The organism is Mycoplasma testudinis ATCC 43263 (assembly GCF_000687795.1).
GTDB classification, from domain to species: Bacteria; Bacillota_I; Bacilli_A; order Mycoplasmatales; family Mycoplasmoidaceae; genus Mycoplasmoides; species Mycoplasmoides testudinis.
Genome location: NZ_JHXT01000001.1, coordinates 101,689 through 117,958 on the forward strand (window position 1 = coordinate 101,689; position 16,270 = coordinate 117,958).

Sequence of the window (16,270 nt, forward strand, 5' to 3'; positions counted from 1 at the left end):
ATAATTTTATTTTAATTATGCATCTTTTTTAATGCGATCATCAACAATCCTAAATGAAATTTTAGGCGGAGCTTTGCGAGTAATTACTGGCTTAATAATTGTTTGCTGGCGCTTAACTATAGGTGATACAGCAGCCACGGTAGTGGTTACAGGGGGTGGTGATGCTACCACTTTCTTTTCTGTAAATATTTGTTGTGTATGTTTAATTTCTGGCTTCTTAGCTTTAGGTTTAATAACATCACGAGATTTAGTTGGAGCTAGAATTGTTGATTCAGGCAAAGCGGCCGGACGTTTAGGATTTCGCATAATTTGCATTAACATATTGCGTAATTGTTGATTTTCAAATCGTAAGTCTTTAACAATACCACGTAATTGATTTAAAACTGATGAAGGCTCGATTTGCAAAGTTTGGACTGTATCAAGATTTCCAAATGGCCCTTCATTTCATGCGGCCGGCAAATTAACCCTGCGAGTATGATCTGGGTAGATTTGTTGCGTTGGTGAAATGGGGTTAGTAACTCCCTCATCATTTTCTGGAAAAGAAAAAATGTCAGTATCAAAATCAGAATCTACTAAACCAAAGTTTTCAAATGATGGCGCAAAGATATTGGCAATTGATTCTTGATATCAAAGATTCAATTTATCATACTCATCTTGTTGAACGGTTTTGAAAGAAAATGCCGGAATTGAAGCGATTGTAATATTCAAGAAAGGAAATCAACCCAACGAAAAAATCAAGACCGCATTAGTATGAACGGTTTTTCATTCGGCTTTATGATCTTTTTTCAAGAATGATAATTTCTTCCAAGAAAAGATTAAAACTAATTCAATAGATATATACGCAACTAAAAATAAAACTAAAAATAAAATTTCTAGCGCTCAATAAGCGAAATTAAAATCTGAATTAACAACCCAATTATTAACCCCTAAGAAAATAATAAATAACGTAAAGAAAGAAGAATATAAAGTAGTTAAAACTATCTCAGTAGTCACAACTCTTTTAACAAAAGAAATCGTTTTGTTAAAAGCTTCATATTGTTCATCAAGTAGCTTAAAATTTTCCGGTTCTTCAGATCCATCAAATTTTAAATCGACCGGATGTTCGGGGTGATGTTCTTCTAGTTCAGATGTGGGAACTAACGCTGTTGGGGTGTAAGCAATATTTTCGTTGGTCATATTTGATTTTTTAGCACAATACTTTCTTTAAGTTTTTGTTGGTACAAACAAAAAAGCGTTTAAACACAGCAAAAAACACATTTGTTGGATAAATATCTCGTGAACGAAAGTATTTATTTACATTTATATTATATATTAGGATTGATTTCAAGACCACCAAATATTGGTTTCTAAGAAATAAAGTATTATTTTCCCAATTTTTAACTATTAAGTTGGGCTTGAACGCATAAAACCAGTTATTGTGTGCGCTGCACCTGTAAAAGTAGTTCCTGGTGAGGCTGTTCCCGTAATATTGTAGTTATTTCCTAGTGCATCTTTAACAAAAACGTTGATGACAATTGTTCCCGCAGTATTATCGGTTGTGCCTTTAGTAAAAATGACGTTAAAGCCTTGGGATATTAGATTATCAGATAAAGGCTGAAGTTGTGAATTTGCATCCAAAATTGCATTTAATTGGGTAAGGGTCGGACTGTTGGCCAAAGCCGCAGGGTCATTCGGGGCCACTATCAATATTCTTTCATCAATCTATCTTAACTACAGACAGACTACAGGAAATCCTCAGATATTGGGCACCGTTCCAAAAACATAAGTGGTAAAATATAATGAATATTATTTCATGTAAGTAATTTTCTAGGATTACTGAAAATTGCAACCGTTGCACTGTGCGTTATATCTTTTGTTTTATGCCAATCATAACCTGCGCGTTAACCTTATTAAGAAATAATCTAATCATCAATAAATATATTTGGATTTTTAAAATGAAAAAAACAAATTTAATCTGAAGAGTTGAATCATTACATGAAGCACAATTGGTGCAATTGGTTTAGTTGTCCCTGTTGTCATGATAATCGATTCGGAATTTAATCCTAATAGTGTTTTACACGAATCTCGTGAAAGCGAAGTTTTGCCAGGCAACCAAAGTATAGATAACCAAACTGCTGTTGCTAATTATTACAAGGAAATCAATCCCAACAATAATTTGGTAAATCAAACTTTAGCCAATGAGCTAGCTAGCTCATTTCCTCTAGCTAACACCATAAACAATGGAACATCAGTAACGGAGATTAATAAGCAATTAATTAATAAATTACCAACATTAAATCAACAATTACAAGAAAATCAGTTTCGAGTAATTGCAATCAAAAATACTGCATTAATTAATGACGAAGATGGGAATTTAAGCATCCGTGTTGTTGTCCAAGAAAATAAGAATAATGTTTGGGTTTCATATAAAACAGATGGAACCACAACAACTAACTTAAATAATGCTGGTAAATTAGTGATGTTAAATGGATTTAAATCCACTAAAACAACTATTATTAACTATTATCAAGCTATTAATGACACAATTACATACGCTCTTAGTGATACAACAACTAAAGAACAATTGCCTAGTGCTTTCAGTGTCTCTAGTGATCTCACTAACGGAACTCCACTGGTTGATATCAATAAACTTTTAACTACGCCATTACCAACATTAGATTCAACTTTAACTAAAGTTGGATATCAGGTAATGGTTGTAAAAGATACTGATGGTGTTAACGATTCTGCAGGTTCATTAAAACTTCGTGTGATTGTCCAATCAAAATCAACAGTCTTAAACTCTTATGACACTACAGGATTAATTAGTGAAAATTCAACCAATGCTGGAAAAATCATAACCATTACTGGATTCAAGTCTGCACAAGCTACTGTTACTTCATATTATCAACAGATTAATTCAACTACTCCGTTTACCATCACAGATACAACAGTAATGGCTCAGTTACCTAGCGCATATAGTGTTTCATCAGATTTAAATAACGGAACTTCACTTGCTGATGTTAATAATGTTCTATCCAACAAGTTACCAGCTCTTGATCAAGCTTTAGTTCAAGCAGGTTATCAAGTCGTTATTGTAAAAGACACGAATGCGGCTAATGATCAAAACGGGTCATTAACCATCCGTGTTATTGTGCAACAAAAAACTAATGGCTCACTTGTTTCATATAAAGATGATGGATCACAATCAACTAACTTATCCGAAGCAGGAAAACAAACCACTTTAAGTGGTTTTAACTCTTATCAAAAACTAGTTCAATCCTTTTATAATAACGTTAATCAAACTTATAGTTTGGCAGATGGAAATAATGAATCGCAAGGAATTCCAAGTCAGACAAGCATTGGTGCAACTACTGATTTAAATACTCTAAATAACTTATTGACTGCAACTGTAAAATTGCCTAGTTTAGACCCTTTATTAACTGGATTTAATGTCATAATCAATAAAGGTACACCAGATAATAATAAAGGATCTATTCCATATAAAATTGTTGTTACTCAAGCTAGTGCAGGCCAAACAATTTATTACAATTCAGATGGTTCGGTTGGAACTGATGCATCAGCAGGTAAAGATTTCACAGTAACTGGATATGCAACCCTCCCATCACTTGTCACATCGTATTATAATAACATTAGTCAAGCAGCTTCAAACTCCAAAACAACAGCTAAAACCGATAATGTTAATGTGGCTGCAACAGCCATTCAAAATGCTAATAACACAGATGATTTAATTGCTGCCTTAAACACTTATTTATCATCTAAACTGAGTCCTTTTTTCGGCCAATTTAAATCACTTAACTACAAACTAAGCGCAACAAATATAAATCCTAATAGCACTACGGGAGTGCTAACTTTTAACTTACAAATTCAAAACGATCAAAATCAAGCTCTGAACACAGATGGAACAATTGCGCCAAGTGGGTTTAGTGGCACTGCATTTAGTATTTCAGGGTTTCCTCAACCCACACCACCCAATCCGATCCCAGCGTTTAATCTAATCCAAAATCCAACTTTAAACTACACCCAATTAGTAGGCGATAATTGAGGACGCTACCGAGTCAACATTCCTGGCATCGTAACTAAACAACAAATGACTTGATACTTACAAGAAGTTGTTGCGAATAAAAAACAAACTGATTTTGTCAATCAAATAGTCGCTTTGTTTAACAACAATGTCAATGGCTCAGCCTATCTTGTTAGTTTCAATCCAGAAGATATAACAAATCGAACTTCCGACCAAGCCAGATATGATTCAACCGGTGCTACTTTAATCGCTGGCGGTCGAGGCTTTGCTAATGGAAATGGCATGAATAGTGCATCCAAAATTAACGGAATTACAGGACTAAAAATTGAGTTAAATAATCTATTAACTTTAAGTAGCTTTGCTAAAGTTGATGATAATAATTCCTTTAAAGAACAAACCTTCCCCGCTATTGGACCAACAACAGGAAAAATTATGGGCAGTTTAGTAGCTAATACTCAAACCCCGATGATCCGTTTATCTAAAGGCGAATTTAACGGAATTCCTGTAGATAATAAATTCTTGTCGAAATTAACGTACACCGCTAACGGGATTGGACGGTTCATGGGAAACACCGGTGGTACAGTTATTAGTTTCGATCCAACTTTAACAGTATTTAATGGAAACAGTCCAACTCCTTCAATTACTTTGTGAGCTAATGACAATAACACTTATAAGGGAGTTATTTTAAATCTAACTCATGATGCGAATTGAGTTTACGTAACATTTGTCAAAGCAATATATATACCAGTTGGATCAACCACTCCAGATAAATTAAAAGCAGGAGACTTTTCTGGTCAACAAAACCAATCGTTAGCTAGCAATATTCGCCAAGATGGTTATGGAATTGGCAATTTGACTTGAACTTATCCAAGTAAATAACAATTTTTGACACAGAAGAAACAAGAAAACTGGATTTCTGTGTTAAAATATCTAAGCACAGTTCAGCAGGTTGATATTGTTTTAAATAAGCGTTAACCAATTTGGTTTTGTTAGTAAGGATTGCTGAGTTAAACCCGAACCCATTAATAGCGCTTCATATAGCAAGAATCTTCATTCAACTAGTGTTTATAATAAAAAAGTTTAAAGAAAGGCTTTAATTATTTATGTCACGATATACAGGTAGTATTAGTCGAAAATCACGACGTCTTAATTTTTCATTGTTAGAAAATAACAAAGAATTCTCAAAAGGGAAAAAACGAAGTACCATTCCCGGGCAACACGGAAATGCCAAAATGCGTCCTAAATTGTCAGGATATGCTGAACAGCTTCAAGAAAAACAACGAATGCAATTCATGTATGGAATTACAGACCGTCAGTTCCGGAGATTATTTTCAGTTGCTAAAAAAATGGAAGGAATCTTGACCATGAACTTATTTAGAGTTCTAGAATCACGCTTAGACAATTTAGTTTATCGAATGGGATTAGCACCAACAAGAAGAGGTGCGCGACAACTTGTTAACCACGGTCACGTAAAAGTAAACCAAAAAACAATAGATATCCCTTCAACCATTATTCCGGTTGGTTCAGTAATAGAATTAAAACCTAAAGCACATGCATTACCAATGGTTAAAATGGCTAGCGAATCTAAAGTTGTTAGTCCGTTTACCGAAGTAAACCACAAAACTTTCCAAGGAACATACGTTCGTTATCCCGAAAGAAACGAATTACCAGCCGAAATTAATGAAACCTACGTTGTTGAATGATACAAACGTTTGGTTAAAAATTAATTTAATCTAGATTTAACAAAGAGTTTAAAACGCGACTATACGGTCGTGTTTTTTATTATGTTCAACGTTTTTGTTTCGGCTAATATCTATTCTTTGCCTTTTTTGTTTAAGCGACATAAATTTCATTTATTTTTCAAGTTGTCTTTTACTGTTTTCAATTTATCCAGAAAATTATTTAAATCTCATTCCCGAACTGCGGCTGATGATAAATCCACAACAATAATTAAAAATACCGCAGGTCACATATAATTTGCAACGTCCGCATACAATCTACGATCAAATAAAACTTGGATTGTATTTCCTAGTGCGCTAGATCCAAAAATTCCAAAAAAGATTACATCTCTTAAAATATTTTCAAATTCAAAACTTAATAAGCTAATCCGATCTTTTTGGATTGCAGGGTAAATATAATTAATGACAATTCATAAATAATTTTTCCGTTCTAATTTGTACTGATGATAAACTGAAAAATCCATTGTGTTAATGGCTAATGACATCTGTTTGGAAACACTTGCTATACTTGTAATCGTTAACGTAATAATGACGGCACTGACTGGATTAACTACAATGAAGTTAATTAATCGAAAAAACAAAATACTTGGAAGTACGCGTAAAATTGTCAAACACGTTTTAATAAAAAAAGAAAAAATAATATTGTTTATCTTTTCGTTTTGCAAGACTGCAAAAACAAAACCGAAAATACTGACAAATAAAATAATTGAAAGGGCTTGTTGAAATACAATAAAAACTTGAAAAACTGCAGAAGCATTATTTCATGAATATGCTTGAACCCAATTTAAAACAAAAAGACTACTAAAAGCATTAGCAAATGAAGTTGTTGGGTCAATCCGAAATTGGGTGGTTACTAATTCATAAATTAAAATAATTAAAAATAATAGAGCAATGAAATATAGAACAAAATTACGCCAGCGAAATTGCTGAAAATAAAGACGTTTGTTGCCGATTCTTTTAGATGGTTGAACTAATAAGTATTTATTTAAGATAACACTAAAAAACTCAAGCAATAAACTAAACCCAATTAAAATAAACAAAGGAATACTCACTTGATCTCAAGATACTAATCCTGTACTCACGGGAATATAAACTAATTGCCCGATCCCGGGGACACCAACTGCAGCAAGCAAACTAACCCAACGAATGTTTGATTCAAAACTATAAAAAAATAAACTAATAATCCGGTCTTTAATCCGAAAATAAACTTCATTTTTGAATGCCAAAAAAAAATTATGTCCTGCGGCTTTTTGAGCATAATAAAAACTTAGATCGAGGTTTTCAAAAATCTCTACATAGTACTTATGTAATCACAATCACGTAAACCAAAACATGATTAAAATTCCACTCAAGTCTGCGCTATATGATCTTGTAAAAAGTAAAGTAAAAATGATGGTAGGAAAAGCCCGTAAAAATAAAACACCTAAACGGATAGGTAAACCATACCAAAAATTTTTCAGCCGTTTAGCGGCAAAGTATGCCGAAAGTAAAGCTAAACCAACTCCAAAAACAGTTCCGGTGACTGTAATTTTGATGGTTTGTCATAATAAATTAAAAGATGTAGTTACTAAATTTCGACCAAAGCCAAGTGAAGAATTTTGGTTAAAACCAAATAACTCTTTTAGTTTTTGGTTAAAAAAGAAAAAACCGTTATTTGTATATGTATAACTACTAAATATTAGTAAGTAAATACTAATACTTAAAACAACAATTAAAATAAATACTTTTCATTCTATTCTCAATTGTTTTTTAGTTATTTGATTATCAGAATTAACATACCAATTAAAAAACCAATTAGATTGTTTTCGTTTAACTTTATAAATCTTATTCATAAACTTTTGCAATCTCTTTTTTTTCTAATTGTTCAATAGGTTTGAAAAACAATATTTGACAATCTTTAATGGCAACTACATAGTCAAAATACTGTGGCATTAATAAGTCTAAAGAATGAATGTTTACTAACGTAATAGTTTTCAGTTTTAAAGTTGTATCCTTTAACAGTTTTAAAGTTAATTGACTTGTTTTTTGGTCTAAGCTGCTAGTCGGTTCGTCAGCAAGAATAATTTCCGGATTTTTTAATAGTAACTTACAGATTTCAACTCGCTGCTGTTCACCTCCAGATAAATCTTTAATTTGATGAAATAAATAATTTTCAATTTTTAATTCTTTCAAAGTATCGTAGAATTTATCTAATAATTTAGGTGAAATAAATTTAAAGTAGTTCAAAATCCTATTTTTTTCAAAATAATAATCTCTTTTCAAGTTTGTAAAAACGGTTTCGGTAGGTACTAAATTAGGTTTTTGATGTAAAAAACCAACTTTTAAAATAAATTTCTTAAATGCTAGAAATGACATCGAATCAATACTTTTATTATTGTAAGTAATCTGGCCATTTTGGATTGTTAAAATTCTTGCAAGGCTTTTAAATAAAGATGATTTTCCAGCACCAGAAGAGCCAATAATTGCCACCATTTTTGACGATTCAAACGTCAAATTTATATCTCTTAATACAAGAGACGAATGTTTTTTATAACTCAAACTAGCGTGTGAAAACTCAAGGATATTCATAAACTAAAACAATAATTTAATTGATCGATTTATTATACGCGCTAACGATTTCGTTATATTTCATGGACAGATCGTAACCATTATATCCAGAATAAAAACCTAAACCGTCAACAATATTTTGGTCAGTTGTTTTTTGCGATAAATTTTGAAATGTTTTTAAAATCAATTCCTTAAATAAGGGTTGATCTTTAAATTTACTGTTAAAAATTCCATAGTCATAAAACAACGGGTCGGTCACTGATAAAACCTCTATTTTAGCTTCTGCATCTTTCGGATTGAAATAAGATGGATCGCCATTTTTTTGTCATGCTCACGACCCTTCATCATCAAACGCAATTCTAAAATTTGGATCTTGGCCAATTAAATATCCGCCATGGGATTTCTGCTCAGATTTTGCAGGCAATAAATTATCAATCAATGATCAAGAAGCATCAAAACCAAACTGCTTGCGAATTAGTGCTTGTTCTAACAAATAACCACCTGCCGAAGATGTTTTATCGTGAAGAATACCAAAATTACTAAATGTTTTTCAATCCTTATCTGTCCATGCTTTTTTAATATTTGCTAATTCAGTAGGATTTCCGTAAATCATAATCATACCGCGATAAAACCGAACCAGTTTTTCGCCATAAAACTTTTTATATTTAGCACCATCTCATTCCTTATCGCTATCTCATGACTGGTATGGAGTTTTATTAAATGCATCAGTGGCTTTTTGACCTATTGTCATTAAACTCTTTCCTTGATCTTGATCAAAATAAGTTTCGTTAGAATCATAAGTTCAACTTTGTGTAAGAGTTTGAATGTAAGGTTCAAAAAAATTCTTATTAGTTTGGGCGTCAGGAGAACTAACGGTTGCCATGTTAACAAAACTAAAATCAGACTTTCCAGTCATGACATTTGTTAGTTTGGTAACTGAATCGCTTACATTTGGGTTAATCTTCAAGTTAACACCTTCAACACCTTTGTATTTTTGATCAGAATTTTTAATTTCATCAAAAGTTTGATTAAACAGTTTTTGATAATTTTCGACAGCTTGTGAGTCTGTCTTTTGAATTCATCATGATCCATCCATATCCATCTTAAATGAATTATCTGAGCCTTGAGATCCACCGCACGCCGAAACGATAACAGGGACAGTTAAACCGAATGCAACAACAAAAAAAGAAAAGAAAAGTTTCTTCCCTTTTGAAAATATGTTTTTATTTGCCATAGATTATTTTTTTCCTTTATAAATCTAGGCAAAGGATTTGATTGACTTAAGAACTAACTACGCAAGTATGAACTTGATCAGCTAATAAGAGTTTTTCTCAACCACTCAATAATCTTGAGCGATACCTCTGCCTTAACATATGCTTCCATTATAATTAAAAAATCAAAAAAAGAGTAAACTTAGAACAATAGGATAAAAAGCAACATTCGCGTTGATAAAAAAACAACTGGCAAGAAATAAATGGATAAAACGATAACCGTAGTCAAGCAAATAATTTCTCTTTTTAAATTTCTAGCTAAATAATTTTTTTGTTTTTGTTTTTTATTATCTTTTAACAAACAATGAGAAACAACCAAAATACGTGAGTATCTAAAATTTTATTGGTGACCATAAATCCACAAATCCGGATCAATAAAATTGTGAAAAAAAATATAAAAATGGATAATCCAACCATACAAAAAAAGATAATTTTATATTTTAGACTTGTAGCTATAGTATTAAATAATTAAACAGCCAATAAGATAAAAAAATAATTGTGACATACGACAAAAAAATTTAAAAACCTATATGCTGTTTATTTGCAAGTTTTAGATAAAGAAAGGTTTTATGATGAAACGACTGGAAATAGAAGACTTATTAAAAAGTTACTATGAAACAAATGCTGTATCAGATTCGCAAATCACTCAAAAAACTGATTTTTTTCACTGATTGATTGAACAGTCCTTGAAATTAATAAATATAGCACTGGAAAGAACAAGACAAATTGAAATCAACAAAGGCGCAGTCAATTTATCACTTGAACAATTACATGAGCAAATGCTTGCTGAATCATGCTGTGATAAAAATCCAAAACTTGCCACAAAAATTGGAGCTGATGTACTGCAAACAATTTTTACCTTGGATTATCTGAATAATTGTATTAAAGAAGACAACGTTTATGAACTCAGTGTTGAAAAACTAGAAAAATATAAAAAATATTTTTCTTCAAAAGAAGAAAAGTCAATGGGAAAACTTGAAGATTTTAAGGCAGGACTACGTTGAAATCCGCAAGCAAAAACCGATAAACCAACTTTTAGTTTTGGGCAACTAATAAAATTGCTTGATGACTCTTATGATAAAAGATTTTCCAAAGCTTTAACCTGATTAATTAAATATCGAAAAAATAAGGAAAGCTAATTTTTTGCTTTAAATTTTGCCTACTTACCATTAACAAAATCTAGTCATTATGAATACCATTTTTCATATGCCATATTTAACATAAAACAATTTAATAAACTAAATCTCAAATATAAAACCACACGCGCCGAAATAAATAACTAATAAAATTTTATTCCACAATAAAAGTAATAACTTTATTGGGAATATACTTAATTTCTTTAATTTTTTTGTCTTTTAAAAAATTGGCAGTTTTAGGACTTGATCTAAAATATTCTTCAATTTCTTGTTGTTGTGCATCTAAAGCGAAAGTCGCCACACCACGAAACTTCCCGTTAATCATGCAACGAATGGTTTGTTCGGTTTGAATTAAGTATTTTGCATCATATTTAGGCATTTCAAAAACTGAAATACTCTTCTTATTATTTAAAACTTTTTCATTAAGCTCTTCAGCAATAAAAGGGCAAATAAAACTTAAAATAACTAAAAAGTTTTGTAAATAATTTTTGTAAATAATTTCTTGTTTATAGCAATGATTAATAAAAACCATCATAGCACTTACAACTAAATTGTTTTCGTAGCGTTCTAAATGTTCACAGACTTCTTTAACAAATTGATGATATGCGATTGTAAAGTCTTTAGACATTAACTTTTCATCGTCTGTAATTTTTACAGATTGATATAAATTATAAACACGATCTAATCATTTTCTTGAGCCATTCAATCCGCCGGTATTTCAAGGCAGCGAAGCTGCAATTGGACCCATAAAGGTTTCATACAACCGCAGCGCATCCGCACCATGTGAAGCCACAATTTCATTAGGGTTAACAACATTACCAGTTGATTTTGACATTTTTGTTCCATCTGGGCCTAAAATCATCCCTTGGTTAATTAAATGCATAAAAGGTTCAGAAGTCGGAACCACTTTGATGTCATACAAGAAACGGTGTCAAAAACGCGCATATAATAAGTGTAAAACCGCATGTTCTTGGCCACCAACATAAACATCAACAGGTAAAAAACGTTTAAACATTTCTTGAGCTTGAGGACTATTGATTGGTCAATAAGTTGCAGTAGCAGCGCCAATTTTCATAAGGTAGCCAAGGTAATATCAGCACGATCCCGCTCAATTTGGCATTGTATTTGTTTCCCGTTTAAAATGTTGGTTATTAATCACAACATCAATTCATTCTTTAGCATTAGCTAATGGTGCTAAACCATCTTTATTAGGAGCATAATTTTGAAGCGGAGGTAAAACCAGTGGCAAATCTTCTACTAAAAACGCTTTATTGTTATTATCAAACAAAATTGGGAACGGTTCGCCTCAATAACGTTGACGACTAAAAATTCAGTCTTGTAAGCGGTATACAACCATTGTTTTTCCAATTTTATTTTGTACTAAATAACTCAACATTTTTTCATTGGCTGCATCATTATTCAAACCATTAATGAATTCTGAATTCAAATGCTTTCCATCACCAGTGTACGCTTTATTTAAATTAAAATCGTTTTCAATAACGTTAATGATTGGTAAATGGTTAGTTTGTGCGAATTCAAAATCACGATCATCATGAGCGGGAACGCCCATTACTATTCCTGTTCCAAAATTGTTTAAAACATATTCTGCAATTCAAATTGGAAGTTTCTTTTTAGTAAGTGGATGAAGCGCGTATACGCCACTAAAGATTCCAGATTTAGATTTTGATTCTTTTCGTTGCAAATCACTTTTTTGTAAAACTCCATCAATATATTTTTGAATTTCGGAATTAGCTGATTTACTTAATAATTGAGTGACAAATTCATTTTCAGGCGCTACTACCAAATAAGAAACGCCATATAAAGTATCAGCTCTTGTTGTAAAGACACTTAATTTATCATTAGAATTTTCAATTGCAAAATCTAAAGTGACACCAGTTGTTTTACCAATTCATTCCCGTTGCATTGTTTTGATAGAGTTACTTCAATTAATTTCGTTTAAACCGTCAATTAATTTATCAGCATAGTGAGTAATTTTCAAAACTCATTGCCGCATTTTTTTATGCACAACAGGAAAGCCACCGCGCTCACTAACGGGTTGGTTTTGATCATTATAAACAACTTCTTCATTTGACAGAACTGTTCCCAATTGTTCACATCAGTTAACATTGATGTCTTTTACTTCCGCTAAGCCATGCTTGAAAATCTGACTAAAAATTCATTGGGTTCATTGGTAATATGAAGCATCACTTGTAACAACTTTTAAATCAAAATCATAATCAAAACCCAACATTGTCATTTGTTTTTCATAAACCGCAATATTTTGTAAAGTAAAAATTTCTGGATGGTTTCCTGTTTTAATTGCATATTGTTCGGCCGGCAAACCAAATGCATCAAAACCAATTGGGTGTAAGACATTGAAACCGCAAGCTTTTTTGTAGCGACTTAAAATATCGGTTGCGGTATATCCTTTTACATGGCCCACGTGCAATCCGCTACCTGAAGGATACGGGAACATATCTAAAACATAAAACTTCGGTTTAGAAGCATCATTATAAAATTTGTTCGTTTTATTAACTTGTCAGTTTTGAATTCATTTTTTTTCAATTTCGTTATGGTTGTACATCAATTATTACCTATATCATTTAATAAAAGTTTTACTTTTGAAAAAGATTTTTAAATTTTCCTAATGAAAAATTATAAATATAAGATAGAATAAATTTGAGAATATTTTAAGGAAACTATATGTCTTACCGAAATCATCTGGAATTTGCACGTTATTAAAACTTCATAGAAAATACTAAATGAAGTCAATTAATAACGTTAACTTAAAATAAAAAAACTTTACTCAAAGGAATTAATTAATGTCTAAACAAAAACGAATCGTTGCCGCAATCGCAGCCGCTGGTCTAATTCTTTTTGGGATCGCGTCCTTGTTTGTTACATTCACGCTTTGTCAATATGCTTGAATCGCAAGTGCTATTGTTATCCCTGCAGGGTTATTCATTCTTTACAAAATTAAAGTATGAAATCCAAACCACAAAACTGCAAATAAAAACGAATACAAAATAAATTATTAAACTGTCTACGTAACTTTAACAAATGTAAGTAAGTAACTAAATCAAATTTTAGTTAAAATCCCAGGTAATTACCTTATAAATTAGGGTAATGCCTGGGATTTTGTTTTTGCTTATTTTTTAGTTCAATAGTTTATTCAAATCGATCGTTTCGAATAGTTTCCATGACTTTGTCATAATTATTTCAATCTAAATCAATGATGGTTTTAGCGATAAATCCAAAATAATTTTTTTTAGTCTTTCTCAAAACGTAAAAGAAGAAAAAGAAAACTAAAAAGTAATTAATAATTAGGAATCATAAAACAGCAATTAAAACAACATATCCAACAAAAACAATTACATCACTAAACGTATTTAAAGAATTAAACAAAACCAAATAATAAGTGGCGACCATAAAAGATGCTAGTGTTGCTGCCATTAAAGCTAATAAAATAATCCCAATTACCGAAATTAAAAAAGTTCCGTTGGAAGTAAAACATTTTCTAGATAAGCCAAGTGATAAATTCTTGAAAACCTTATTGATTTTAAAAATAGCTATAACTAAGCCAACAATTGGAATAAAATAAAATCATTTAATCTTAAATCCAGAGATTTTTTCATAATCATTATTTTTTTCATATTCAAAAACAATTTTTAGGTTGTCAGCAACATTGTTTGATAAATTATTTTGAGAATTTGAATCTTCATTGGGTTTATTAAGACTAGAGACAAACGGTCCAGTAGAAGACGGACTTTGTTTTTGATCTTGATCTTGGTCCTGGTCGTTTTCAAGAATTTCATCTCACGACGATTTAGAAGAACTCATAAGTTCACTTAAATCTTCATCTTGTTTTTTATCAATTAGGGATGAATTAAAAATATGACTCATACATTAACTCCTGATCGTATCAAATGATGAACGCAAATAATTGAGAATAATACTAAACATTCAATTGCCAGTAGCATCGATTAAACCAGACGATGCTGAAGGGTCTTTTAATGTTGCATACAAAGGGTTTGTGAAATCCAACGGTTGAATTAATGTTGGTTTTTGAAACTCATTGGCATCATTATTCCAATCGTATTTTAATGAACTATGGAAAAACCGTTCAGGTGTTTGGTCTGCACCATATGGTGGTGGTAAATTAGTATATACTCGAACTGGAAATGATTTATCAGATAAAACTAAAGAAGTTAAGTCAATTTCCAACGGCGTCAAATAATTTCCAACCAATGAATTTTGATGAACTAGAACAAGATTAGAACCTTGCAATGCTTTTAAGTCAATGGTAACAGTACCGTTGACAGTTCCGAGTCTATCAGTCACTGCTCGAAACTTCAAAACATAATTTACATCAAAATTGAAATTCTGTTCGTTTACATATCAGACATTAGTAAGTGAAATTGTGAAATTCGAAATTTGTCCGTCCGCACCACCTGCAACTTGTGTAACTGCTGGAATTAAACCTACTAATTTATTAACATTGTTTTTTACTGTTTGTGCAAAATTATCATATAAGCCCGCAAAGGCTAAAACCGCAGCATAAAAATTATTAGCAATTTGGGTTTGTTCATCAGCTGAACCACTTTTTGTTGAAAGGCTTTGCTTGAAATATGTGTTAAAAGAAGTTGAACTATCTAAGTAGTTTGGATCTACCTGTTTGGCTTGCTTGTCAAATTCTGTAATTCCATTAGTGATCACAGCATGACTTGGGTCATCATTTGGTTTACCATCATCAAAAGTTCGGATTACATCAGGAAAAGTCCGCATTAATGATGCTGCTTGTGGGTTAGCTTTAACAAAATCTTGTGATGTGGTTTGACGAGCGTATTTTCCCTGTTGGGGCGTGATGCTCGCTAGCGCTGATGAAAAATCATTATTTTCGCTCTTGGTTGTAACAATTTGAAAATAGACAGCAGGAATTGCACCAATAACAATAACACCCGCTAAAGATCCAACAACAGTCATACTAACAAAACGCTTTGATCGTCTTTTAATTTTATGACTGAAAATCGAATGCGATTCTTTTTTATCAGGCTTTACTTTTTTGGTAAAAAGCATTATAAAGAGTTTAAACCTCAAGATTGAAGTAGTTTGTTCATGTTTAAAACTCCTATACAATTTGTATTTTATATATAATAATATCTAATTTCCTTTTGTTATCAAGAAATGATATAGGTATTATTCTACCAAAATATATGAATATTCGTGGCGATGGCTCACGCCAGATTTCATAAAAAAAATAGGTGGTAGAGGAAAATTCTGGCAATCAGAATTACTCAATCACCTATTTTTTGACGTTTAAGGTACAAAAAGTACACAAAAAAATCCCTTGATTGTTGCCAATCAAAGGAATTTGTACTATCATTAATTTGTTCAAAAAAAATGAAAGGTTAGTACGATGCAATTTTACATTTTTAAAAAATATCTTAATAATAAATCAATCCTGAAATTTAAAGAAGACGCAAACGAACTTATTAGCGACTTTATAAATCTCGATGAATTCAATATAACTAAAATTCAAAACGAAGATCAAGGACC

General features: G+C 31.6%; 11 protein-coding genes and 1 pseudogene. 4 read left to right on the forward strand and 8 right to left on the reverse strand.

Annotated features, from left to right (window positions below; translation table 4 throughout):
* Nucleotides 1-15: 15 nt before the first annotated feature.
* Both T384_RS0100440 and T384_RS0100445 read right to left on the reverse strand, forming a co-directional pair.
* Nucleotides 16-1,176, reverse strand: a complete 1,161-nt coding sequence (locus tag T384_RS0100440) for a hypothetical protein (protein ID WP_027119382.1) — start codon at nt 1,174-1,176, stop codon at nt 16-18.
* 207 nt (nt 1,177-1,383) lie between these two features.
* Nucleotides 1,384-1,680, reverse strand: coding sequence for a hypothetical protein (locus tag T384_RS0100445; protein ID WP_027119383.1), 297 nt, complete (start codon nt 1,678-1,680; stop codon nt 1,384-1,386).
* 337 nt (nt 1,681-2,017) lie between these two features.
* Between T384_RS0100445 and T384_RS0100450 the strand changes: the two genes are divergently transcribed.
* A complete protein-coding gene (locus T384_RS0100450) occupies nt 2,018-4,900 on the forward strand; it encodes a hypothetical protein (RefSeq protein WP_027119384.1) in 2,883 nt (960 codons plus the stop codon).
* 224 nt (nt 4,901-5,124) lie between these two features.
* Nucleotides 5,125-5,748, forward strand: coding sequence for a 30S ribosomal protein S4 (rpsD, locus tag T384_RS0100455; RefSeq protein WP_027119385.1), 624 nt, complete (start codon nt 5,125-5,127; stop codon nt 5,746-5,748).
* Nucleotides 5,749-5,834: 86 nt separating this feature from the next.
* Here rpsD and T384_RS0100460 read toward each other — a convergent pair whose 3' ends face one another.
* The 3 genes and pseudogenes from T384_RS0100460 to cypl form a co-directional block, all read right to left on the reverse strand.
* The gene (locus T384_RS0100460) at nt 5,835-7,592 is read right to left on the reverse strand and encodes a PhnE/PtxC family ABC transporter permease (protein ID WP_027119386.1); all 1,758 of its coding nucleotides are present in this window, start codon (nt 7,590-7,592) and stop codon (nt 5,835-5,837) included.
* Between the two features lie 196 nt (nt 7,593-7,788).
* Nucleotides 7,789-8,328 (reverse strand): annotated as a pseudogene (locus tag T384_RS0100465) (ATP-binding cassette domain-containing protein); the annotation flags it as partial.
* A 16-nt stretch (nt 8,329-8,344) separates the two neighbouring features.
* A complete protein-coding gene (cypl, locus tag T384_RS0100470) occupies nt 8,345-9,541 on the reverse strand; it encodes an ABC transporter thiamine pyrophosphate-binding lipoprotein p37/Cypl (RefSeq protein WP_027119388.1) in 1,197 nt (398 codons plus the stop codon).
* Between the two features lie 606 nt (nt 9,542-10,147).
* Here cypl and T384_RS0100475 point away from each other — a divergent pair.
* Entirely contained in the window at nt 10,148-10,717 is a 570-nt protein-coding gene (locus T384_RS0100475) for a hypothetical protein (protein ID WP_156933093.1), read from the forward strand.
* A gap of 151 nt (nt 10,718-10,868) precedes the next feature.
* Here the strand turns inward: T384_RS0100475 and leuS are convergent, their stop codons facing one another.
* Nucleotides 10,869-13,298 (reverse strand): leucine--tRNA ligase, encoded by a 2,430-nt coding sequence (gene leuS / locus T384_RS0100480; protein ID WP_027119390.1) that lies wholly within the window; start codon nt 13,296-13,298, stop codon nt 10,869-10,871.
* A gap of 238 nt (nt 13,299-13,536) precedes the next feature.
* On the opposite strand from leuS, the gene T384_RS0100485 reads away from it, so the two are divergent.
* Nucleotides 13,537-13,752 (forward strand): hypothetical protein, encoded by a 216-nt coding sequence (locus T384_RS0100485; RefSeq protein ID WP_027119391.1) that lies wholly within the window; start codon nt 13,537-13,539, stop codon nt 13,750-13,752.
* Nucleotides 13,753-13,882: 130 nt separating this feature from the next.
* Here the strand turns inward: T384_RS0100485 and T384_RS0100490 are convergent, their stop codons facing one another.
* Together T384_RS0100490 and T384_RS0100495 are read right to left on the reverse strand one after the other, a co-directional pair.
* On the reverse strand, nt 13,883-14,617 hold the full coding sequence (locus T384_RS0100490; protein WP_027119392.1) for a hypothetical protein: 735 nt from the start codon (nt 14,615-14,617) through the stop codon (nt 13,883-13,885).
* A gap of 3 nt (nt 14,618-14,620) precedes the next feature.
* The gene (locus T384_RS0100495) at nt 14,621-15,790 is read right to left on the reverse strand and encodes a hypothetical protein (protein ID WP_027119393.1); all 1,170 of its coding nucleotides are present in this window, start codon (nt 15,788-15,790) and stop codon (nt 14,621-14,623) included.
* Nucleotides 15,791-16,270: the final 480 nt, after the last annotated feature.